This is a genomic window from Streptomyces sp. NPDC059861, from assembly GCF_042731435.1.
Classification (GTDB): Bacteria; Actinomycetota; Actinomycetes; order Streptomycetales; family Streptomycetaceae; genus Streptomyces.
Genome location: NZ_JBHWJQ010000013.1, coordinates 54,651 through 75,788, shown reverse-complemented (window position 1 = coordinate 75,788; position 21,138 = coordinate 54,651). Strand labels below are relative to the sequence as shown.

General features: G+C 71.4%; 19 protein-coding genes and 2 tRNA genes. 4 read left to right on the top strand and 17 right to left on the bottom strand.

Going from position 1 to position 21,138, the window contains the following annotated elements; all coding sequences use genetic code 11:
* Positions 1-39: 39 nt before the first annotated feature.
* The gene (leuS, locus tag ACFV6X_RS14320; protein WP_385382471.1) at positions 40-2,919 is read right to left on the bottom strand and encodes a leucine--tRNA ligase; all 2,880 of its coding nucleotides are present in this window, start codon (positions 2,917-2,919) and stop codon (positions 40-42) included.
* A 376-nt stretch (positions 2,920-3,295) separates the two neighbouring features.
* On the opposite strand from leuS, the gene ACFV6X_RS14315 reads away from it, so the two are divergent.
* On the top strand, positions 3,296-4,594 hold the full coding sequence (locus ACFV6X_RS14315) for a cytochrome b/b6 domain-containing protein (RefSeq protein WP_385382468.1): 1,299 nt from the start codon (positions 3,296-3,298) through the stop codon (positions 4,592-4,594).
* Positions 4,591-6,198 carry an NADH-ubiquinone oxidoreductase-F iron-sulfur binding region domain-containing protein gene (locus ACFV6X_RS14310; protein WP_385382465.1) on the top strand — a complete coding sequence of 536 codons (1,608 nt, stop codon included), beginning with the start codon at positions 4,591-4,593 and terminating at the stop codon, positions 6,196-6,198. The genes ACFV6X_RS14315 and ACFV6X_RS14310 overlap by 4 nt, the downstream gene beginning before the upstream one ends.
* A 103-nt stretch (positions 6,199-6,301) precedes the next feature.
* On the opposite strand, the gene ACFV6X_RS14305 is transcribed toward ACFV6X_RS14310, so the two are convergent.
* Positions 6,302-6,374 (bottom strand) — tRNA-Ala (locus tag ACFV6X_RS14305).
* Positions 6,375-6,486: 112 nt separating this feature from the next.
* Here ACFV6X_RS14305 and ACFV6X_RS14300 point away from each other — a divergent pair.
* Positions 6,487-7,677 (top strand): glycosyltransferase 87 family protein, encoded by a 1,191-nt coding sequence (locus tag ACFV6X_RS14300; protein ID WP_385382462.1) that lies wholly within the window; start codon positions 6,487-6,489, stop codon positions 7,675-7,677.
* Here the strand turns inward: ACFV6X_RS14300 and ACFV6X_RS14295 are convergent.
* The 9 genes from ACFV6X_RS14295 to ACFV6X_RS14255 all read right to left on the bottom strand — a co-directional run bounded on the left by ACFV6X_RS14295 (position 7,656) and on the right by ACFV6X_RS14255 (position 12,453).
* Entirely contained in the window at positions 7,656-7,889 is a 234-nt protein-coding gene (locus ACFV6X_RS14295; RefSeq protein WP_003976229.1) for a hypothetical protein, read from the bottom strand. The two genes, ACFV6X_RS14300 and ACFV6X_RS14295, sit on opposite strands and share 22 nt — an antisense overlap.
* A gap of 3 nt (positions 7,890-7,892) precedes the next feature.
* The gene (locus ACFV6X_RS14290; protein ID WP_385382459.1) at positions 7,893-8,069 is read right to left on the bottom strand and encodes a hypothetical protein; all 177 of its coding nucleotides are present in this window, start codon (positions 8,067-8,069) and stop codon (positions 7,893-7,895) included.
* A 205-nt stretch (positions 8,070-8,274) separates the two neighbouring features.
* A tRNA-Ala gene (locus ACFV6X_RS14285) sits at positions 8,275-8,347 on the bottom strand.
* 119 nt (positions 8,348-8,466) lie between these two features.
* Positions 8,467-9,144 (bottom strand): histidine phosphatase family protein, encoded by a 678-nt coding sequence (locus tag ACFV6X_RS14280; protein ID WP_385382699.1) that lies wholly within the window; start codon positions 9,142-9,144, stop codon positions 8,467-8,469.
* Positions 9,135-9,581, bottom strand: coding sequence for a ribosome silencing factor (rsfS, locus tag ACFV6X_RS14275; protein WP_365448926.1), 447 nt, complete (start codon positions 9,579-9,581; stop codon positions 9,135-9,137). The genes ACFV6X_RS14280 and rsfS overlap by 10 nt, the downstream gene beginning before the upstream one ends.
* Before the next feature lie 68 nt (positions 9,582-9,649).
* Positions 9,650-11,353: an LCP family protein gene (locus ACFV6X_RS14270; RefSeq protein ID WP_385382455.1), complete on the bottom strand. Its 1,704-nt coding sequence runs from the start codon at positions 11,351-11,353 to the stop codon at positions 9,650-9,652.
* Positions 11,354-11,369: 16 nt separating this feature from the next.
* Positions 11,370-11,996, bottom strand: coding sequence for a nicotinate-nucleotide adenylyltransferase (gene nadD, locus ACFV6X_RS14265; RefSeq protein WP_385382452.1), 627 nt, complete (start codon positions 11,994-11,996; stop codon positions 11,370-11,372).
* Positions 11,997-12,028: 32 nt separating this feature from the next.
* Entirely contained in the window at positions 12,029-12,193 is a 165-nt protein-coding gene (locus tag ACFV6X_RS14260) for a hypothetical protein (protein ID WP_385382449.1), read from the bottom strand.
* Positions 12,194-12,303: 110 nt separating this feature from the next.
* Positions 12,304-12,453, bottom strand: a complete 150-nt coding sequence (locus ACFV6X_RS14255; protein ID WP_365448932.1) for a hypothetical protein — start codon at positions 12,451-12,453, stop codon at positions 12,304-12,306.
* A 151-nt stretch (positions 12,454-12,604) separates the two neighbouring features.
* On the opposite strand from ACFV6X_RS14255, the gene ACFV6X_RS14250 reads away from it, so the two are divergent.
* Positions 12,605-13,780, top strand: a complete 1,176-nt coding sequence (locus tag ACFV6X_RS14250; protein WP_385382446.1) for a M48 family metallopeptidase — start codon at positions 12,605-12,607, stop codon at positions 13,778-13,780.
* Between the two features lie 29 nt (positions 13,781-13,809).
* On the opposite strand, the gene ACFV6X_RS14245 is transcribed toward ACFV6X_RS14250, so the two are convergent.
* The 6 genes from ACFV6X_RS14245 to ACFV6X_RS14220 form a co-directional block, all read right to left on the bottom strand.
* Positions 13,810-14,883 (bottom strand): hypothetical protein, encoded by a 1,074-nt coding sequence (locus ACFV6X_RS14245; RefSeq protein WP_385382444.1) that lies wholly within the window; start codon positions 14,881-14,883, stop codon positions 13,810-13,812.
* 159 nt (positions 14,884-15,042) lie between these two features.
* Positions 15,043-15,645: a hypothetical protein gene (locus ACFV6X_RS14240; protein ID WP_385382441.1), complete on the bottom strand. Its 603-nt coding sequence runs from the start codon at positions 15,643-15,645 to the stop codon at positions 15,043-15,045.
* A 73-nt stretch (positions 15,646-15,718) separates the two neighbouring features.
* A complete protein-coding gene (locus ACFV6X_RS14235) occupies positions 15,719-17,005 on the bottom strand; it encodes a glutamate-5-semialdehyde dehydrogenase (protein WP_385382439.1) in 1,287 nt (428 codons plus the stop codon).
* A gap of 72 nt (positions 17,006-17,077) precedes the next feature.
* Positions 17,078-17,551 (bottom strand): hypothetical protein, encoded by a 474-nt coding sequence (locus ACFV6X_RS14230; protein ID WP_385382436.1) that lies wholly within the window; start codon positions 17,549-17,551, stop codon positions 17,078-17,080.
* Positions 17,552-17,729: 178 nt separating this feature from the next.
* Positions 17,730-18,836, bottom strand: a complete 1,107-nt coding sequence (gene proB / locus ACFV6X_RS14225; protein WP_385382697.1) for a glutamate 5-kinase — start codon at positions 18,834-18,836, stop codon at positions 17,730-17,732.
* 182 nt (positions 18,837-19,018) lie between these two features.
* Entirely contained in the window at positions 19,019-21,094 is a 2,076-nt protein-coding gene (locus ACFV6X_RS14220; protein WP_385382433.1) for a hypothetical protein, read from the bottom strand.
* Positions 21,095-21,138 lie beyond the last annotated feature (44 nt).

Below are 21,138 nucleotides of genomic sequence, written 5' to 3'. Positions count from 1 at the left end.
CCTCACTGCCCCCGGACATCCGCGCCGAAAGGATCGCCCCTACGCCGGAACGATGTTCACCAGCTTCGGCGCCCGCACGATCACCTTCCGGATCCCGGCCCCGCCCAGCGCCGCGACGACCTTCTCGTCGGCCAGCGCCACCTTCTCCAGCTCCTCGTCGGAGATCGCCGGGGGCACCTCCAGCCGCGCCTTGACCTTGCCCTTGACCTGCACCACACAGGTCACGGTCTCGTCCACGACGTACGCGGGGTCGGCGACGGGGAAGTCCGCGTGGACGACCGAGCCGGTGTGCCCCAGCCGCCGCCACAGCTCCTCGGCGATGTGCGGCGCCAGCGGCGCGACCATCAGGACCAGCGCCTCGGCGACCGGCCGGGGCACCGCGCCGCCCGCCTTGGTCAGGGTGTTGTTCAGCTCGGTGACCTTGGCGATCGCGGTGTTGAACCGCAGTCCCTCCAGGTCGCCGCGGACACCGTCGATGGCCTTGTGCAGGGCACGCAGCGTGTCCTCGTCGGGCTCGGCGTCGACCACGGTCACGTCGCCGCTCGTCTCGTCGACGATGTTGCGCCACAGCCGCTGCAGCAGCCGGTACTGGCCCACCACCGCGCGCGTGTCCCACGGCCGCGACACGTCCAGCGGGCCCATGGCCATCTCGTACAGCCGCAGCGTGTCGGCGCCGTACTCGGCGCAGATCTCGTCCGGAGTGACCGCGTTCTTCAGGGACTTGCCCATCTTGCCCAGCAGCCGGGTTACCTGCTCGCCCTCGTAGTAGTAGGCGCCGTCGCGCTCCTCCACCTCGGCGGCCGGCACGGCGATGCCGCGGCCGTCCCGGTAGACGTAGGCCTGGATCATGCCCTGGTTGAACAGCCGGTGGAACGGCTCGGCGGACGAGACGTGCCCCAGGTCGTACAGCACCTTGGACCAGAAGCGGGCGTACAGCAGGTGCAGCACGGCGTGCTCGGCGCCGCCGACGTACAGGTCGACGCCACCGTGCGGCTGGCCCTCGCGCGGGCCCATCCAGTACTGCTCGATCTCGGGGTCGACCAGCCGCTCGCTGTTGTGCGGGTCCAGGTAGCGCAGCTCGTACCAGCAGGAACCGGCCCAGTTGGGCATGGTGTTGGTCTCGCGGCGGTACTTCTTCGGGCCGTCGCCCAGGTCCAGCGTGACGTTGACCCAGTCCTCGTTGCGCGACAGCGGCGTCTCGGGCTGGGTGTCGGCGTCGTCCGGGTCGAAGGTGCGCGGCGAGTAGTCCTCGACCTCCGGCAGCTCCAGCGGCAGCATCGACTCGGGCAGGGCGTGCGCGATGCCCGCCTCGTCGTACACGATCGGGAACGGCTCGCCCCAGTATCGCTGCCGGCTGAACAGCCAGTCGCGCAGCCGGAAGTTGACGGTGCCCTCACCGATGCCCTTGCGCTCCAGCCACTCCGTGATGCGCGCCTTGGCGTCGACGACCCCCAGACCGTCCAGGGAGACGTCCTCGCCGGACGAGTTGACGATCTTCGCGTCGTACGAGGCGAAGGCGTCCTCCCAGGCCGAGGCGTCGGTTCCCCGGTCGTCGGAGGGCTCGACGACGCATCGCATCGGCAGCTCGAAGGCGCGGGCGAAGGCGAAGTCGCGGCTGTCGTGCGCCGGGACGGCCATGATCGCGCCGGTGCCGTAGCCCATCAGGACGTAGTCGGCGATGAAGACCGGGACCCGCTCGCCGTTGACCGGGTTGGTCGCGAACGCGCCCGTGAAGACACCGGTCTTGTCCTTGGCCTCGGCCTGCCGCTCGACGTCGGACTTGGCGGCGGCCTGCGCGCGGTACGCGGCGACGGCCTCGGCCGGGGTCCGGTGACCACCGGTCCACATCTGGTGGGTGCCCTCGGGCCACTGGTCCGGGGTGAATTTCTCGACCAGCGGGTGCTCGGGCGCCAGCACCATGTAGGTCGCGCCGAACAGGGTGTCCTGGCGCGTGGTGAAGACCGTGATGTGCTCGCCGTCGATCGGGAAGTCGACGCGGGCGCCCTCGGAGCGGCCGATCCAGTTGCGCTGCTGCAGCTTGATGGCCTCGGGCCAGTCCAGCGCCTCCAGGTCGTCCAGCAGCCGGTCGGCGTAGGCGGTGATGCGCATGTTCCACTGGCGCAGCTTGGCCTTGAAGACGGGGAAGTTGCCGCGCTCGGAGCGGCCGTCGGCGGTGACTTCCTCGTTGGCCAGGACCGTGCCCAGGCCCGGGCACCAGTTGACCGGCGCATCCGAGGCGTAGGCCAGGCGGTACTCGCCCAGCACGTCGGCGCGCTCGCCGGCGCTCAGCTCGTTCCAGGAGCGCCCGCCGGGCAGCGCGCGCTCACCGCTCTCGAACTGGGCGACCAGCTCCGCGATCGGGCGGGCCTTCTTCGCCTCGTCGTCGTACCAGGAGTTGAAGATCTGCAGGAAGATCCACTGGGTCCACCGGTAGTAGTCCGGGTCGATCGTGGCGAACGACCGGCGCTTGTCGTGGCCCAGGCCCAGCCGGCGCAGCTGGACCTTCATGTTCTCCATGTTGGCCTCGGTGGACACGCGCGGGTGCGTGCCGGTCTGCACGGCGTACTGCTCGGCGGGCAGGCCGAAGGCGTCGAAGCCCAGGGTGTGCAGCACGTTGTGGCCGGTCATGCGCTGGAAGCGCGCGAAGACGTCGGTGGCGATGTACCCCAGGGGGTGGCCGACGTGCAGCCCCGCACCGGAGGGGTACGGGAACATGTCCATGATGAACTTCTTGGGCCGCGCGACGATCTCGGGGTCGCCCGCCAGGTCACCCTTCGGGTTCGGCGCGGCGTAGGTGCCCTCGGCGTCCCAGAAGTCCTGCCAGCGTGCCTCGATCTCGGCTGCCATGGCGGCCGTGTAGCGGTGCGGCGCGGCATCCACCGACATGCCAGGGGTGGCTGCGGGGTTCGTCTCGCTCATGATCCTCAAAGCTCCATCGATCGTCTCTGCCAGCGGCTGTGATTCTTCAGAAACGAAAAATCCCCTCGCACAGGAGGGGACGCCGCGCCGACTCCGGCCACTCGACTCATCCGGTGGCCGGGACTGATCAGCGCGGCCCGCTAAGCAGAAGGCGTACGGCACGCATGGCGTCAGGGTACCGCAGCCGCCGCGCCGACCGCGACGGACTTGAACGCCGGTCAAAAAGCACTCCGCGTAACGGCCACTAAGGGGCAGAACTGCGAGCACATCGTCGTTTGATAACAACGCAATAACTCAAACCTCGTACCCATCGGTTTGGGCGCGACTTAGAGTGCGGCGCGGGACCGCTTTCCCGAATCCGCTCGGAGTTGCCCCCATGAACCCTCGACGTAGTACCAGCTCGCTGCCCCAGCCTGGCCGATCGGCCTATGGGGTCGCGACCGCTGTCACCCTTGTGCTCATACCCGTCGCCGTGCTGGTCGGAGGTGATCAGTTCCGCGAGTTCTTGGACTTCGGTGCGGGCGTCCTGTCCCTCGTGACCCTCACCGGTTCGGTGCTCTGGGGCCTCTTCGCCCAGGACCGGATCCTGCTCAACGCGCGCCAGCGAATCCTCGGGCAGGCGGTGCACCGGACGATGGCGGTCGCCTCGATCGCGTTCCTGCTGCTGCACATCACGACCAAGCTCGCGCTCGACCACGTCGGCTTCCTCGCCGTGATCATCCCGTTCTCGCTCGGCGTCGCCGGCAGCGCGGGACTGATCGGGCTCGGCTCGGCGGCCGCCCTGCTGATGATCTTCGTCGGCATCACCGGCGCGCTGCGCGGCGCCTTCGCCTCCCCGGCGCCGGTCGCCTCGCGCTGGCGGGCGATGCACAACCTGGCCTACCCGGCCTGGTGCGCGGCGCTGGTCCACGGCCTGTTCGCGGGCCGCGAGGCCAAGCCGGTCTTCGTGACCCTCTACGGCCTGTCCCTGGTCGCCGTGATGGCCGCCCTCGCCCTGCGCTCGGCACCCCGCTCGGTCAAGCGCCAGGTCGCCGACCGGGTGGGCGCCCTCCTCGGCACCCAGCAGCCGCCGGGCCGCGAGGACCTGGACGCGAGCCGCGCGCGGGTGGCCGGCGAGTCCGCCCTGCCGGGCTACGAGAAGGCGCTCCCCGGTTACGAGAGGCAGCGCCCGGCGGCCGGCCCCACGGCCCCGTCGTACGCCCCCTCCGGGGCATCCGCACGCCCTTCCGCGGCGGAGACCACGGGCGGTTTCGCCGCCGCCTACCGCGCCGTCGGCAACACCCCTCGGACCCAGCAGTCGTTCGCCGACCAGACCGCCCGCATGGAGGTGCCGGACCACCAGCCCACGGAGGCCTTCCCGCGCCTGGAGAGCCCGTCCGGATCATGGCCGATCCCGTCCCCGCCGCCGGTCGGCGAGGCGCCCCCGTCGGCCTACGACCCGCTCCAGGACACGGGATACAACATCCCGGCCTATGGCAATTCGGGCGCGGCCGGCTATGGATCGAGTGACGTGTACGACACCGGTGAGATGAACGCGGCCTTCGGCACGTACTACCCGGACGACACGTACAACAACAGCGGTCCCGCCACTGAAACACTGCCCGGTGCGTCCTACGACTTCGACGCACCGGGTTCGGGCGAACCTTGGAACACGCCTTCCGGAGGCTTTAAGTGAACGAGGCCCTGCCCGACGTCCCAGAAGTCCGCGTGGTCGGCCTTCCTCAGCTCACGTCGGGCTTCGACCTTGTCGAACGACTCGATCTGCCCATGCACCTCAAGGTGCACGGGCCGCTCGAACCACTGGGCGGCGAGCAGCTCGCGCAGCTCGCCGAGCGCATCAACCTCAGGGGCCGCGGCGGCGCGGGCTTCCCCTTCCACAAGAAGCTGCGCTCGGTCGCCGAAGCGGCGATCAAGCGCGGCGTCCGGCCGGTCGTCGTCGTCAACGGCAGCGAGGACGAACCGGCCTGCCGCAAGGACACGGTGCTGATCAACCGTGCTCCGCACCTGATCCTGGACGGTGCCCTGCTGTGCGCCGAGGCGATGGGCGCCCGCACACTCGTGGTGGGGGTCACCCGTGAGTCCACGCAACGCTCCATGGAGGCCGCGCTCGCCGAACGCGGCCTCAGCAACGGCCGCCGGTCGGTCCTGCGGGCCCGCGTGCAACGCAACCCGGTCCGCATGGTCACCGGCGCCGCCGCCTCCCTGATCCGCTCCATCGACGGCGGCCCGGCCATCCCGCCCGGCCGCAAGATCAGCGCCTCGCAGAGCGGCGTCGGCGGCGCGCCCACCCTGCTGTCCAACGCCGAGACGTTCGCCCAGCTGGCGATCGCCGCCCGCATCGGCCCGGAGCGCTACGGCAACACCGGCCTCTACGACGAGCCGGGCACCGTCATGCTGACGGTCTCCGGCGCCGTCGCCCGCCCCATGGTCATCGAGGTGCCCACCGGTGTGCCCCTCCGCTACGTCCTGCAGCTCGCCGGCGCCCCGCCGGTCCCGCAGGGCGTGCTGACCGGCGGCTACCACGGCAAGTGGATCGACGCGGCGACGGTCAACGAGGCGATCGTGTCCCGCAACTCGCTGGACGCCGTGGGCGGTTCGCTGGGCGCCGGCGCGATCCTCCCGATCACCCAGGACACCTGCCCCCTGGGCGAGTCGCTGCGGGTCGCCCAGTGGCTGGCGGAGGAGAGCGCGGGCCAGTGCGGCCCCTGCTACCTCGGCCTGCCCGCCGCCGCGCGCGGCCTGGAGGACATCCTCAACGGCGGTGGCCCCGCCGCCCTGGAGGCGCTGAAGCAGGTCGCCAAGAACGTCAAGCGGCGCGGTGCGTGTTCGCACCCCGACGGCTCCGCGATGTTCCTGGAGTCGACCGTCAAGGCCTTCACCGACGACCTGGCGGCCCATGTCCTCGGCAACGGCTGCGGACGGCCCGTGCAGGGCGTGCTGCCGCTCTTCGAGGGCGGCCGTGCCCCGACGGGCATCCCGGGCGGCGCCGGTGAGGAGAACGGCCCCAGCCGCCAGAAGATCTACGTCGACTGGACGCTGTGCCGGGGCCACGGCCTGTGCGCCGACATCCTCCCGGAGGTCTTCGAGCTCGGCGCCGACGGATTCCCCACCGTCGCCCAGGCCCAGGTACCGCGCCGCGCCGAGGACAAGGCGCTGCGCGCGGTCCGCCGCTGCCCGGCTCTCGCCCTGCGTATCGAGGAGCAGGCGGAGCGGGCACCGGCCCGCAACAACCTCCCGGTCCTGTCCCAGGGCCGCGGCCGCCGCGCCCTCGGCCGCTGACGGCAGACGAAGGGGCCGCCTGTAAGCAGGCGGCCCCGAACCCCCTCGAACACCCGGGGAAACGCAAAGATCCCACCGGGTCGAATCCGATGGGATCTGCTTGTGGAGCTAAGGAGAATTGAACTCCTGACCTCCTGCATGCCATGCAGGCGCTCTACCAACTGAGCTATAGCCCCTTGCGCTGTTCCGCCGGTCTCCCTGGCGGCGACGCCAACATTACACGGTCGACCGGGCACTCCACCAAATCGTTTCCTGTCTGCACCGATACGACCGATATGGTCTGCCCTCGTGACCGTGATCACGTCCACCGCAGTCCACCGCCGGACGCCCGTCGCCCTGGGCGCCTGCCTGCTGTCCTTCGTGGCGTTCTGTATCGCACAGCGGGCCGCGCACGTCTCGATGATCGACCTGATGGTGTACCGGGCCGAGGGTGCCACCGTGCGCGCCGGCGGCGACCTGTACTCCTTGCGCGCGACCGGAGCCCAACTGCCCGCCACCTACCCGCCCTTCGCCGCCCTGCTGTTCATGCCGCTGACGCTCCTGGACACGGGTTCCCTGCGCACGCTGGCCACCGCCGGGAACCTCGCCCTGCTGGTGGCGTTCGTGCACCTCTCCCTGCGGCTCGTGGGGCACGCGCGCGTGGAGACCGCCTGGTGGGCCTCGGCGGCGGCCGTGTGGTGCGAGCCGGTGTGGACGACCCTGCGCTACGGCCAGGTCAACCTGCTGCTCGCCGTACTCGTCCTGTGGGACCTCACCCGGCGGCCGGGCGACCGCTGGGCGGGCGTCGGCATCGGCGTCGCGGCGGCCGTGAAACTGACCCCGGCGCTGTTCGCCGTCCTCCTGCTGGCCACCGCCGTCGTGGCGCACACAAGCGGGCGGAAGGGCCCCTGGCTGCGGCACGCGCGGCGGGCCGCGGCCGGTTTCCTCTGGGCGACGCTCCTCGCGGCAGCCGTCCTGCCGCGCGACTCATGGCGGTTCTGGACCGACGTGGTGTTCCGGGCGGACCGGGCCGGGCACGCCGAGGAGACCGCCAACCAGGCGCTGCGCGGGGTTCTGGCCCGTCTGCTGCACACCCCCGACCCGGGGGCACTCTGGGCCGTCGTGGCGGCTCTCGTGACCGCGGCGGGGCTCGCGGTGGCGGTGCGGGCGGAGTTGCGCGGCGACCGGGCCTGGGCGGTGGCCGGCTGCGCCGTGACGGCGCTGCTCGTCAGCCCGGTGTCATGGTCGCACCACTGGGTCTGGTGCGTGCCGCTGGTCCTGCTCCTCGCGGTCCGTGACCGGCGCGCGGCCGCCGCCGCCACGCTGCTGGTCTTCTGCTCGTACACCCTGTGGTGGGTGCCGCACACCCCCGGCCGGCCCGAACTGCACCAGGGCCCTGCCGAGTTCGCGCTGTCGGGGCTCTACGCCGCGACCGGCTGCCTCGTCCTGGTGACCGCCGCCGCTTCCACCCGAAAGGGTCAGGCCGTCACGAACGAGTAGAACCGCTTGAGCGTGCAGTGCTCTTCGAGGAGCCGCCCGTAGATCGGCTCACCCTCGAGTTCACGGTACGTCTCGATGGGGTCGCCTTTTATGATCAGCGCCCGTGCGCATTCCTCGCACCAGTACTGGTAGTCGGGATTCACCGGTTCCATGTCGCGGACGATCGGTGTACCGCTGCCACACCAGTCGCACTTCCGCCTGTGTGCACCCATCGATCAGCTCCAGCTGTGGCCGCAGGCCGTGCACACGAAGGAGATCCCACCGTTGTCGCCGAGAACCTGGGCGACATGCGCGGAGCCGCAGGAAGGGCAGCTGAGCCGGGTGGTCGTGTCCCGTATCAACGCCGCTTCGCCAAGGAGGTGGCCGACCTCCCCGAGGATGCTCGCAGGCATCGCTACTCCCTCCCGTCGGGCCGCGCCCCCTTCCGGCCGTTTGATTCTGCCACGGCCGGGCCAATACGGTCAGCGACGCCTGGGTACCAGTCCGGCCACAGGCAGCCTGGGGCGCCTCCACAGAGGTATACGCCTCATGGGCCAGGACTGCTCAAACGTCTGAAGACGAAAAATCCCGCCCCCTGAAGGGGACGGGATTCGTCCGTGGAGCTAAGGAGAATTGAACTCCTGACCTCCTGCATGCCATGCAGGCGCTCTACCAACTGAGCTATAGCCCCTGGCCCCCACGCGGCGGAGCCGCATGGTGTTTCGCCCCGCTCGGCGGGGCGAACAAGAAGAACTTTAGCCTGCGACCTGCCGGAAAGCGAAATCCGGATGCCCGCCGTGCCCACACCGCTCAGTCGTCGTCGCCGAGCACCGGCTCCGGGAGCGTGCCGGCGTTGTGCTCCAGCAGCCGCCAGCCGCGGGCGCCCTCGCCGAGGACGGACCAGCAGCAGTTGGAGAGGCCGCCGAGGCTCTCCCAGTGGTGGGGGTCCAGGCCGAGCAGGCGGCCGATGGTGGTGCGGATCGTGCCGCCGTGGCTGACGACCACCAGGGTGCCGTCGTCGGGCAGCTTCTCGGCGTGCCCGAGCACGACCGGGGCGGCGCGGTCGGCCACCTCGGACTCCAGCTCGCCGCCACCGCGGCGCACCGCCTCACCGCGCTTCCACGCGGCGTACTCCTCGCCGTACCGGGCGATGATCTCGTCGTGCGTCAGGCCCTGCCAGACGCCCGCGTACGTCTCGCGCAGCGCCTCGTCGCGGTGCACCTCCAGGCCGGTGAGCGCGGCCAGCTCGGCGGCCGTGTGCGCGGCCCGCATGAGGTCGGAGGCGATGATCGCGTCAGGCCTCAGGGAGGCGAGCAGGCGGGCGGCGCGGCGGGCCTGGCCGACGCCGGCCTCGGTGAGCTCCACGTCCGTGGAGCCCTGGAAGCGGCGCTCCACGTTCCAGGAGGTCTGGCCGTGCCGCCACAGGATGATCCGGCGGCCCCGGCCGGGCCTCGCGGCGCTCACCTCACCCGTGCTGCTCACCGCCAGTCACCACCTGTCTCGGCGGCCTCCTCGGCGGCCTTCAGCCGGGCGTGCTCCTGGGCCTTGCCGCGGGTGGCCTTGGCGTCGGCGGGCAGCTCCAGCTCGGGGCAGTCCTTCCACAGCCGCTCCAGGGCATAGAAGACGCGCTCCTCGCTGTGCTGCACGTGCACGACGATGTCGACGTAGTCGAGGAGGATCCAGCGGGAGTCCCGGTCACCCTCGCGGCGCACCGGCTTGGCGCCCAGCTCCTTCTGGAGCCGCTCCTCGATCTCGTCCACGATCGACTTGACCTGGCGGTCGTTGGGCGCGGACGCGAGCAGGAAGGCGTCCGTGATCGACAGCACATCGCTCACGTCGTAGGCGATGACGTCGTGGGCGAGCTTGTCGGCGGCCGCCTGGGCGGCGCTGTTGATGAGCTCGAGGGAACGGTCTGTTGCGGTCACTACATGGCTTTCCGTCGGCGGTCACTTGACCTCAAGGGTCTCACGGACCGCCGACGGCGCCCCACGCATTACCCGGCGGAGGCCGGCTCGTAGTCCTGGCCGAGGACCACGGAGACGTTCGCGTTGGAGGAGACCTCACCCTTGGCGACCGCGCTGTCCGGCAGGCCGAGGGTCTTGGCGACCTCGGTGGCGTTCTGCTTGTCGGCGGCGTCCGCGTAGGTGACCTCGGACGAGGACCGGGCGCCGCTCGACGCACCGGCCTCCAGGAAGGTGAAGCCGCCGTTGAGGAGCACCACGCGGGCCTTCTCCGCGTTGTCCTTCACACCGGTGGCGTTCTGCACCGAGACCCGGACGGCCGCGTCCTGGTCGGGGCTCTTCGCCGTGCCGCCGAGGACGTCCTTGACCACGCTGTCGCTCGCCTCGGCGCTGAGCGTGCCGTCGGTCTGGACGGGCAGCATGGCGGTCTTGAAGTCGCCGCTCTTGGCGAGGTCGGACAGCTTCGCGAGGAAGGTGCCGAGGTCCTTGTCGGTGAGCGACGGGTCGAGGATCTGCGCCAGTGTCTGCACGGTGGTCGTGGCGGCCTGCGCGTCGGACGACACCTTGCGCAGCACCCCGTGCATGACCTGTCCGAATCGCTCCAGTTGGGCGTTCTGGGCCTCGCCCGGGGCGCGGTAGGTGGCGTAGGCGACGGCCATCTTGCCGCTGAGGGTCTGGCCCTCGCCCTTGTTGACCAGCGGCGCCTCGCCCTTCTTCTTGGCGGCCGGGTCGGGCACGTCGGCGTCGGTGTCCACCTCGACGTTGCCGACGAGGTCGACGAGGTTCTGCAGGTAGGGGGTGTCCAGGCGCCAGGTGCCCTGGATGGAGGTGCCGAGGACGGTGTCCAGGGCCTCGCGGGTGCCGGAGGAGCCGTCGTCGTCGACCGACTTCGCCAGCGTCGTCGTGCCGTCGTCGCCGGACAGTGCGAGCGAGTTGGGCAGCAGGACGGTGGTGCCCTGCTTGGTGGTGGCGTTGTCGACGAGCAGCGCCGTGGAGGTGCCGCCCTTCTTGGTGTCGTGCAGGTGCACGACGATCACGTCCCGCTTCTGGGCCGCGACCGACGTCGTACCGCCCTTCTTGTCCTCGGGCGTGGACAGGCCCGGCAGCTTCCCGGCGTACCAGAGGTAGCCGACCCCGCCGGCGGCGACCAGCGCCAGTACGACGACCAGGGCGGTCAGGCGGCTGCGGGCGCGGCGCTTGGCCTCCTCGCGGCGCTCGGTGCGGTTCTCGGTGAACGCCAGCCAGTCGATGACGTCCTCGGAGTCCTGGTCGGGCTCCTCGACGAAGGCGAACTGCTCCGTCCGGTAGTCCCGGTCACCGCGGTCGTCGTGGCCGCCGTGACCGTCCCCGGGACCGGGGGCACCCTGTCCGGGCTCCTGGCGCTGCCCGGGCTCGGCCGGCCTGGCCTGCTGCGGGATGTAGGCGGTCTGCTCGGCGACGCGCGGCTGCTGCCCGCTGGTGGCGGTCTGCCCGTAGGGGTCGTACCCGTCGTAGGTGTCGTACGAGGTCACGGGCGGCTGCCGGCCGGTGCCGTAGGCGTCGTACGGGGGCACCGGCTGCTGCTGGCCGGTGGCGTACGGGTCGTAGCCGTAGCCCTGCTGCTGCGCGTAGGGGTCGTACTGCTGCTGGGCCTGCTGCTGGGCCGGCACCTGCCGGTACACAGGCCGGCCGTACTCGTCGTAGCCGACGAGTTCGTACTGCTCGTCCCCGTACCCCGCGTCGTATCGGTCGTTCACCGGTGCCCCTCTCGGCTCACTCGCCGCGGTACAGCTGTCGCTTTGCGATGTAGCGCACGACTCCGTCCGGCACCAGATACCAGACGGGGTCGCCCTTGGCGACTCTCGCACGGCAGTCCGTGGAGGAGATGGCGAGGGCGGGAACCTCGACCAACGAGACGCCACCCTCCGGAAGCCCGGCGTCGGTCAGGACGTGACCCGGCCGGGTGACCCCGATGAAGTGCGCGAGGGAGAACAGCTCCTCGCTGTCGCGCCAGGTCAGGATCTGGGCGAGGGCGTCCGCGCCGGTGATGAAGAACAGGTCCGTGTCGGGATTGAGGGAGCGCAGGTCACGCAGGGTGTCCACGGTGTAGGTGGGGCCCCCGCGGTCGAGGTCGATACGGCTCACCGAGAACTGCGGGTTCTCGGCGGTCGCGATGACCGTCATCAGATAGCGGTCCTCGGCCGGGGACACACTGCGGTGGGTCTTCTGCCACGGTTGCCCGGTCGGTACGAACACCACCTCGTCGAGGTGGAACTGCGCGGCCACCTCACTGGCCGCCACCAGGTGCCCGTGATGGATCGGGTCGAACGTCCCGCCCATGACGCCGAGGCGGCGCTTGGCCGGGGTCGACGGGCCGGTAGGCATGTCCTGCTCTCCCATGCGTGCAGACCCTACCGGCCCGGCCTGTGGAGTCAGCGGTCGCGGTTGAAGCGCGTGGTGATCCACAGCAGCAGGAGCAGGGCGACGAACGCGCCACCTCCGGTGAGCAGAGGGTTGAGGCTCTCGTGGTTGCCGCCGTGCTCCTCGCCCTCGGCGGCGAGTGTGACCAACTGGGCAGCGGCGCTGTGGAAGCTCATCTTCGGCAGAACCTATCGCGTGTGGGCGGGATAAAGACGTCGGCTCATCGTAAGCGGGCGCCTCGGCCGCGCTCACGCCGACTCCGCCGTCGGGCAACCTTCGCGGGCCCTCAGTCGTCCTTCCGCCTGTAACCCCGAAGCAGGAACCACCCCGTCAGCACACAGCCGACGACCATCACGATCAGTACGACCCGGAGGAGATTCCCCGCCCCCTGCTCTTGAGCGGCGCTGAGCCAGTCGGTCGCGGCGATGTGGTGCATGGTGCGGGACTCCTTCGTCGTACTGCCCGACCACCGTATCTCCGCCTAGGCTGGAGCTTGCTTCGGGGCGTACAGGAAAACGCGGAAGAACACCGCGGAAGCAACACCGCAGAAGAAACACCAGGGCACACCGACGCACATGGGGGATCACATGTCCGACGACGGCCGTCAGCAGGACGGGTACGAGAAGGTGCCGGGCAGGCAGCGCAGGCGCTTCCCGGACATCTCCTCGCGCGCGTACGAGCACCCGGCCGACCGCTCCGCCCTGGTCGCGCTGCGCAAGCTGAGCGGCTTCGACACGGTCTTCAAGGTCCTCAGCGGCCTGCTGCCCGAGCGGAGCCTGAGGCTGCTGTTCCTGTCGGACTCGGTGCGCGTCTCGGACCGGCAGTTCGCCCATCTCCACGACATGCTGCGGGACGCCTGCTACATCCTGGACCTGAAGAAGGTCCCGCCGATGTACGTCAACCAGGACCCGCAGCCCAACGCGATGTGCATCGGCCTGGACGAGCCGATCATCGTCGTGACCACGGGGCTCGTCGAACTGCTCGACGAGGATGAGATGAGGGCGGTCATCGGCCACGAGGTCGGCCACGCCCTGTCCGGCCACTCCGTGTACCGCACGGTCCTGCTCTTCCTGACCAACCTCGCCCTCCGGGTGGCCTGGATCCCGCTCGGCAACGTCGCGATCATGGCGATCGTGACGGCGCTGCGCGAGTGGTTCCGCAAGTCGGAGCTGTCCGCCGACCGGGCCGGGCTGCTGGTCGGACAGGACCTGCAGGCCTCGATGCGCGGCCTGATGAAGCTCGCCGGCGGCAACCACCTGCACGAGATGAACGTGGACGCCTTCCTGGAGCAGGCCGAGGAGTACGAGGCGGGCGGCGACCTGCGCGACTCCGTGCTGAAGATCCTCAACGTGCTGCCCCGCTCCCACCCGTTCGCCACGATCCGCGCGGCCGAGCTGAAGAAGTGGGCGGCCTCGCGCGACCACCAGCGGATCATGGACGGCCACTACCCGCGGCGCGGCGAGGACAAGGACACCTCGGTCACCGACTCCTTCCGCGAGTCGGCGGCGAGCTACGCCGGGCAGGTGCGCAACAGCAGGGACCCGCTGATGAAGCTGGTCACGGACATCGCGGGCGGCGCGGGCGACCTCGGCAGCCGGGTGCGGCGGGGCTTCGGCGGCTTCGCGGGCGGCGGCGCGGGTTCCCCCGGCGCGCCGGGCTCCGCGGGTGCGGGGGGCACGGGCACGACGGGTGCCAATGGCTCCCCCGGCTCCGGTGGTCCCACCGACCCCACGTCGAAGGAGCCGCCGCGCGACGAGGACTGAGCTCCCACGCGCCCGCCTCCCGCCCCCGCTCACGCCTTTGGCTGTGCGCTGTCCGCCAGCGTCCCGCACAGTGCCGCCGTGCCGTGCGGCGCGTACGGGTCCGTGCCGGCCGGGCCGCCCGCCCTGGCGGTCTGGCCGGCGAGCAGGGGGCGCAGGTGGTTGGTGGCGTCGTCGGCGCAGGACAGCGGACCGGCCTGGAGGACCGAGCCGACCAGCTCGGCCTGGTGCAGCCGCAGGTCCTCGCGGTCGAAGCGGAAGTGGAGCTCGCGCCGGACGGTGAACAGCGACGCCTCCGCCCGGTCGCCGGCCGCGGCCGGTCGCAGCGCGTACACGAACGTGTGGTCCGTGGTGACCTCGAGGGTGGACGCGTCGGCCTCGGTGGCCTCCAGCGAGCCCTGCACCCGGATCTTGCGGTCGGCGAGCTCGGCCCGGGCCGGGTCGAAGCGCACCAGCCAGCCGGTGGGGGCGTGCCGGCCGTCGGCGGTCGGCAGCGCGAAGCTCTGGTCGAACTGCTCGAGTTGATCCGGGTCGAGCAGCACCCGCACGGGCCTGGTCTGCCCACCGGTGAGCACGTCGGGGTAGAACGAGGAGCGGACGAGGTAGTCCTTCGCCGTGGTCAGGGCGGTGACGACCTGGGCGTCGGAGAAGTTCGCGGTGCGCCGGGCCGCCGGGAGCGCGATGCCCTCGGCGCCGACGCGGAACTGGGCCGCCGGACTGCTGGCGTACAGCTGCTCGGGGTCGGTGGCGCCGGGGACCTTGGCGCGCGTGGAGAGCGGGACGACGGTCATCCGCAGCGGCTCGGCGAGCCGGGCGCCCCCCGAGCTCTGATACGGGTGCCGTACACCCAGGTAGATGGCGGTGCCGAAGGCGACCGCGATCAGCATGACCAGGATCAGGGCCTGCCGGGACAGGCTCCGGCGCATGGGCGGGCGACGGCGTACGGCGGGCGCGTGGTCCCCGATGCGCTCCTGGGCGGAGAACTCCTGGAGGCGGGCAGCACGGACGAACGATTCGTCGAACACGACGGATCGGTATTCGTCGTCCGCTCCGTTGTTGGGGGCGCCGTCGGGTGTCCCCTCAGGTGGTTCTCCAGGCCCGCCCATATCTTCAGAGTAGGTCTCCCGAAGCCCCGGTAAACGCCCCGCTGCACGACAACTTCTGACAGGTACTCACCAGGTCTGCGAGCCTCTGTCAGTGCCTTTGCCGGGCCCTTCGGCCCGGGCTCCGCCGGGTCCTCCGGCCGGGCCGCAGGATCCGGCCGCTCAGGGGGTGCGCGGGACCGCGGAGACGGCCGGCCGGGAGTAGTCGGCCGACGCGGAGGGCGCCGCCGACATGCCGTGCTCCAGGCCGGTCGAGGCGGGCGCCGGGACCGGGTCCTGACGGTTCGAGGAGGCACTCCGGTAGACCGCGGCGAAGGCCAGCGCGACCATGCCGACGCCCATCACCAGGGCGAGCAGCCAGGCGACGGGGCGGTGCCAGCGGACCTGTTTTCCGTAGGGCCCCGCGGCGCCGTCGTGGTCGTCGAGGACGTCGAAGTCGTCCAGGTCGTCGAAGTCCGGGTCATGGTCGAGATCGCCGGGGTCGTCGGGGCCGTACCCGTCGTCATAGCGCTCGCCTCGGCCGTGTGCCCGGCGGGCCTCCGCCTCGGACGCCTCGGCTCTCGCCTGCGCGGCGGCCAGAAGTCGTTCGACCGCGGTCGGCTCGTGCACCACGGCCGCCCGTACGAAGGCCTCGTCGAAGACCACGGAGGCGAACTCTTCGTCCGACACCCCGCGGTTGTGGTCGTCGTCGGGCTCCCAGCCGTCAGGGAACGGCGTGCCCCCCACGTCCTCCGGCACGGATCCAGAGTAGACCTGGGGGGTCAATTTGGGCAGACGGTATGGAAATTCATCCGCTTGCCGGGACCTCTCCCGGTCGCGCGCGCCGGGGTCGTGCGCCTCAGCGCCGTACGTGCCCGTCCCCGGTCACGATGTACTTCGTGCTGGTCAGCTCGGGCAGCCCCATCGGCCCGCGGGCGTGGAGTTTCTGCGTGGAGATGCCGATCTCGGCGCCGAAGCCGAACTGGCCGCCGTCGGTGAAACGGGTCGAGGCGTTCACCGCGACGGTGGTGGAGTCCACCAGCTGGGTGAAGCGGCGGGCGGCCTGCTGGGAGCTGGTCACGATGGCCTCGGTGTGGCCGGAGGTCCACAGTCGGATGTGCTCGACGGCCTTGTCCAGGGAGTCCACGACCGCCGCGGCGATGTCGTACGACAGGTACTCCGTCTCCCAGTCCTCGGTGGTCGCCTCGACGACGGTCGCCTTGCTGTCCTTGGCGTACGCCATCACCCGCTCGTCGGCGTGCACGGTCACCCCGGCCTCGGCGAGCGCCTCCAGGGCGCGCGGCACGAACCGGTCGGCGATGTCCCGGTGGACCAGCAGCGTCTCGGCGGCGTTGCAGACGCTGACCCGCTGGGCCTTGGAGTTGATCAGGATCTCGACGGCCGTGTCGAGGTCGGCGTCGGCGTCGACGTAGACGTGGCAGTTGCCGGTGCCGGTCTCGATCACCGGGACGGTGGACTCCTGGACGACCGTCCGGATCAGCGAGGCCCCGCCGCGCGGGATCAGCACGTCGACCAGGCCGCGCGCCCGCATCAGCTCGCGCACGCTCTCGCGGCCCTCGCCGGGCACCAGTTGCACCGCGTCGGCGGGCAGCCCGGCGCCGCCCACGGCGTCGCGCAGCACCCGGACGAGGGCGGTGTTCGACTCGTAGGCGGAGGCCGAGCCGCGCAGCAGGACGGCGTTGCCGGACTTCAGGCAGAGCGCGGCGGCGTCCACGGTGACGTTCGGGCGGGCCTCGTAGACGATTCCGACGACGCCGAGCGGGACCCGCACCTGGCGCAGGTCGATGCCGTTGGGGAGGGTCGAGCCGCGGACCACCTCGCCGACCGGGTCGGGCAGCGCGACGACGTCACGGACGTCGGAGGCGATGGCCCGCACGCGCTCCGGGGTCAGGGCCAGCCGGTCGACGACGGCCTCGCCGGTGCCGGCCTCGCGCGCCTTGGCCACGTCCTTGGCGTTGGCCTCGACGATCTCGGTCGTACGGACCTCCAGGGCGTCCGCGACGGCGAGCAGCGCGTCGTCCTTCACGGCCCGCGGCAGCGGCGCGAGGTCGGCGGCGGCGGCCTTGGCGCGGTAGGCGGCCCGGGTGACCGGGGTCATGGAGTCGTACGGCGAAAGCGTGGTCATGAGGGAAGGGTAGTGCGCCTCAGCGGCCGGTCCCCCGGCCATCCCAAACCCCGAGACAAGCGCGCAAGGCCCTCAAAAGGGATGTACGCCGACGGGTGCGGCGGGCAGCGGTCCGTAGCCCTCGGAGACGCGCTGGTGGTAGGTGGCCCGGTCGATGACCTCCAGGCCGACGATCTCCCACGGTGGTAGCCCGGCGGTCTGCCGGTGCTCGCCCCACAGACGCAGCGCGACGGCGGCCGCGTCGTGCAGGTCGCGGGCCTCCTCCCAGTACCGGATCTCCGCGTGGTCGTCGGCGTATCTGCTGGTCAGCAGGAAGGGGTGGTCGTGGGCGAGCTGTTCCAGGGCGCGCCGGAGCTCCGGCAGCGGGGCCGCCTCGCCGGAGACGCTGAGGGTGACGTGCCACAGCCGTGGCACATCCTCGGCCTCCTCGCCCAGGTAGCGGTCACCGGCGGCGACGCTCGTGAGGGCCCGCTCCTCGCCCGCCGGGCGGGAGGAGGCTCCACCGGCACCGCCGCGGGACGCTGCCCCAGGGCGCACTCGTCTCACGACGGCCTCCTTTACACGATGGTCGAGCAGGCGTCGAGCCATGCCCGTGCGGAATGTGCCTCTGAGAGAAAGTTGAGCAGGCCCCACAGGATCGCGGGGCGGTTTTGCGGAACGTCCACCTCAGGGCGGTGGCTTTTGCGGGGCGTTCCCCCTGTTTTCGGCCGCGCGCCGGGCTGCGTCAGTGGTGCAGGATCACCAGGTCGTCCCGGTGGACGACCTCACGCTCGTAGGCAGGGCCCAGGTCACGCGCCAGCTCCCGGGTGGAGCGGCCGATCAGCTGGGGGATCTCCTTGGCGTCGAAGTTGACCAGCCCGCGCGCCACGGCGTGCCCGCTGCCGTCCCGCAGTTCGACCGGGTCTCCCGCGCTGAACTCGCCCTCGACGGCGGCGATCCCGGCCGGCAGCAGCGACGTGCGGCGCTCCACGACCGCGCGCACAGCACCGTCGTCCAGGGTGAGTGCCCCCTGCGGCGCGGAGGCGTGCTGGAGCCACAGCAGCCGGTCGGCGGAGCGCTTGCCGGTGGGGTGGAAGAACGTGCCGGTGTCCTGGCCGGTCAGCGCGTCGGCTGCGTGGATCGCGCTGGTGAGGACTACGGGGATGCCCGCGGCGGCGGCGATCCGGGCGGCCTCGACCTTGGTGACCATGCCGCCGGTGCCGACGCCGGCCTTGCCGCTGCTGCCGATCTCCACACCGGATAGGTCCGCCGGCCCCCGTACCTCCGCTATCCGCGAGGTGCTGGGCTTGCTGGGATCGCCGTCGTACACGCCGTCCACGTCGGAGAGCAGGACCAGCAGGTCGGCGTGGACCAGATGGGCGACGAGGGCGGCGAGCCGGTCGTTGTCGCCGAAGCGGATCTCGTCGGTGGCGACGGTGTCGTTCTCGTTCACGACGGGCAGGGCGCCCATCGCGAGGAGCATGTCCAGGGTGCGCGAGGCGTTGCGGTGGTGGGCGCGGCGGCTCATGTCGTCGGAGGTGAGCAGCACCTGGCCGACGCGGACGCCGTACCGGGCGAAGGAGGCGGTGTAGCGGGCGACGAGCAGCCCCTGGCCGACGCTGGCCGCGGCCTGCTGGCGGGCGAGGTCCCGGGGGCGGCGGCGCAGGCCCAGCGGGGCGAGTCCGGCGGCGATGGCACCCGAGGAGACCAGAACGACCTCTCTCTCACCGCCGCTGCGGATCTTGGCCAGGACGTCGACGAGCGCGTCGACCCGGTCCGCGTCCAGCCCGCCGGCGGCGGTGGTCAGCGAGGAGGAACCCACCTTGACGACGATCCTGCGGGCCTCGTGCACGGCCTGCCTTGCCCCTGCCACCTTGCCGTCTTTCCCCTCGCGTAGGTACGGGTGCCCCGACACCGCAATCTACGCGAAGCGGATCGGCCCCCGCGCATCGGTCCAGCGTCCGGACAGGGGGGACGTGACGGACGAACAGGCCCCCATGCTGCTCGGGGGCCGACGGGACCTGCGCGTTGTGCCTAGACGGCCGGCTGTCCGGCGTCCTCCGGCTCGACCTCCTCGACGGCCCCGGCCGCGGCGCGTGACTCCTGGCCGAGGTTGCGGGTCCGTGCCTTCAGCGCCAGTTCCCCCACCGCCGTGTTGAACTGGTCGATCGCCTTCGGCTCGTCCGGGCCCAGCAGATACCGCTTCAGCTCCTTGCGGTCCTCGGCCAGCGGGTCGGCCGCCGGGTCGCGGACCGCCGCCAGCAGCCCGCCCAGCTCGGCGGCGCTGTTGGTGAGGATGACCGCGGCGCGCACGGCGGTGTTCTGCCGCTTGAACTCCTCGGCGCCCAGCTCGGCCGAGTCCGTCACGGCGTACGGCTTGCCGCTGGCGACGAAGTCGGAGACCACGCTGGAGATGTCGGAGACCATCGCGTCGGAGACGTTGAAGCAGTCGTACAGGCGCGGCTCGGCGCCCGTGACGACACGGTGCTCGTACGACGGGAAGGAGCGCCAGTAGGCGTCGTTCCGCTCGGCGCGCAGCCGGGCGACCTCCTGGTGCTTCGCGAGGTCGGTCATGCCCTCGCGAGTGGCATCCGCCTCGTCGCCCTTCGCCCCGCCGGTGCTGCCGGACAGTTCGGCGAGCCGGGCCTCGATCCGGGCCAGCTCGGCCTGGGCGGCGCTCTGCGCGGCGGTGTCGGCGGTGAAGGCCGGGTCGGCGGCGCGCCGCGCGGCGGCCTCGCCGACCAGGGCGGTGATCCGGCGGTGGGCGGCCTTGGCCTCGGCGCTGCGGGTGCCGGTGAAGGGGTGCGGTTTGTAGAGCACCCGCACCGGAGGGTCGGCCGTGACCAGCCGCCGCACGATGTTCTCGCCCGCGAGGAGGATCGACGTGTTGCCCGGGTTGTCGTCCCAGCCCTCCCAGGTCGGGGCGTACAGCACGGTGGGCACGCCATCGCCCTGCACGCCCTGCCAGGTCCGGATCGGCGCCAGCTGCGGGCGGCCCACCTCCACGATGTCCTCGTCGCGGACACCGACGTCGGCGAGTGCGTAGCGGTCGCGGCCGGCGCGGCCGGCGGTCCACACCTCGTCGTACACCTTGCTGAACGGGTTGACGCTGGCCAGCTTGTCGCTGTCGCCGTGACCGATGAAGACGTGCTTCATGGTCGGGACGCGCAGCATGTGGATGTTCTTGCCGACGTTCGCCGCGTACAGCGTGACCCGCACGGTGGACAGGTCCATGTTCATCAGGTGCACCCCGCCGGGCACGCAGATCACGGGGACCGTGGTGGGCACGAGGTTCTGCAGGATGACCCGCTCCCGCAGGATGATCAGCGGCTTGGTGTCCAGCCGCTCCATGGTCTCGAGCCACATGTTGACCTGGTACGCCGAGTCCTTGGAGCCGGAGAAGTACAGCACCGTCCGCGGCCCGTACTCGCGCAGCCAGTCGTCGACCGCGGACAGCACGCCGTCCGGACGGGTCGGCACCCGCCGCCCGCGCACGTACGGCATCAGCGCGAGGACGTAGGCGCAGCCCAGGACCAGGGTCACGGCGATGCCCGCGAAGCCGGCCACGGCCGAGTCGGCGGCCGCGGAGACCAGCACGCCGACGACCGCGGCGAGGTCGAGGTGCAGCATCTTCTCCGCCGAGCGGTGCAGCAGACGGCGCGGCGGGGCGTCGGGGACGCGGATGCGTGACGTGAGGTCGACGTTGCGGGTGGCGACCGGCAGCCGGCGGCGGTTGCGGATCAGCGTGACCAGGGCGCCGTGCGGGGCCTGGAGCCCGTAGAAGGCGATGAAGCAGCCGACCGCGCCGTAGAAGAGCAGGTCGTTCGAGAGGGAGAGCCGGGCCAGCAGCAGGACCAGCAGCAGCTGCCGGATCAGGAAGCGGATCGACAGACCGGCACGGACCTTGCTGAGCCGGTTCACCAGATAGCTGCTCCGGCGGTGCAGATAGTGGTCCGCCAGATACGTCACGGCGGCCGCGGCCGCGAAGGCGGGGACGCTCGGGGCGAGCGCGGCCAGCATGAGGCAGGGATAGCCCAGCAGCATGAGGGCCGCCGCGGCCAGCTCGGCCGCGCTGCCCACCCGGGCGACGCGTATAGCGGTGGAGATCACGAAGAACCTGCTCTGTCGGGAGGGGCCGGTCTTGGTCGAGGGTT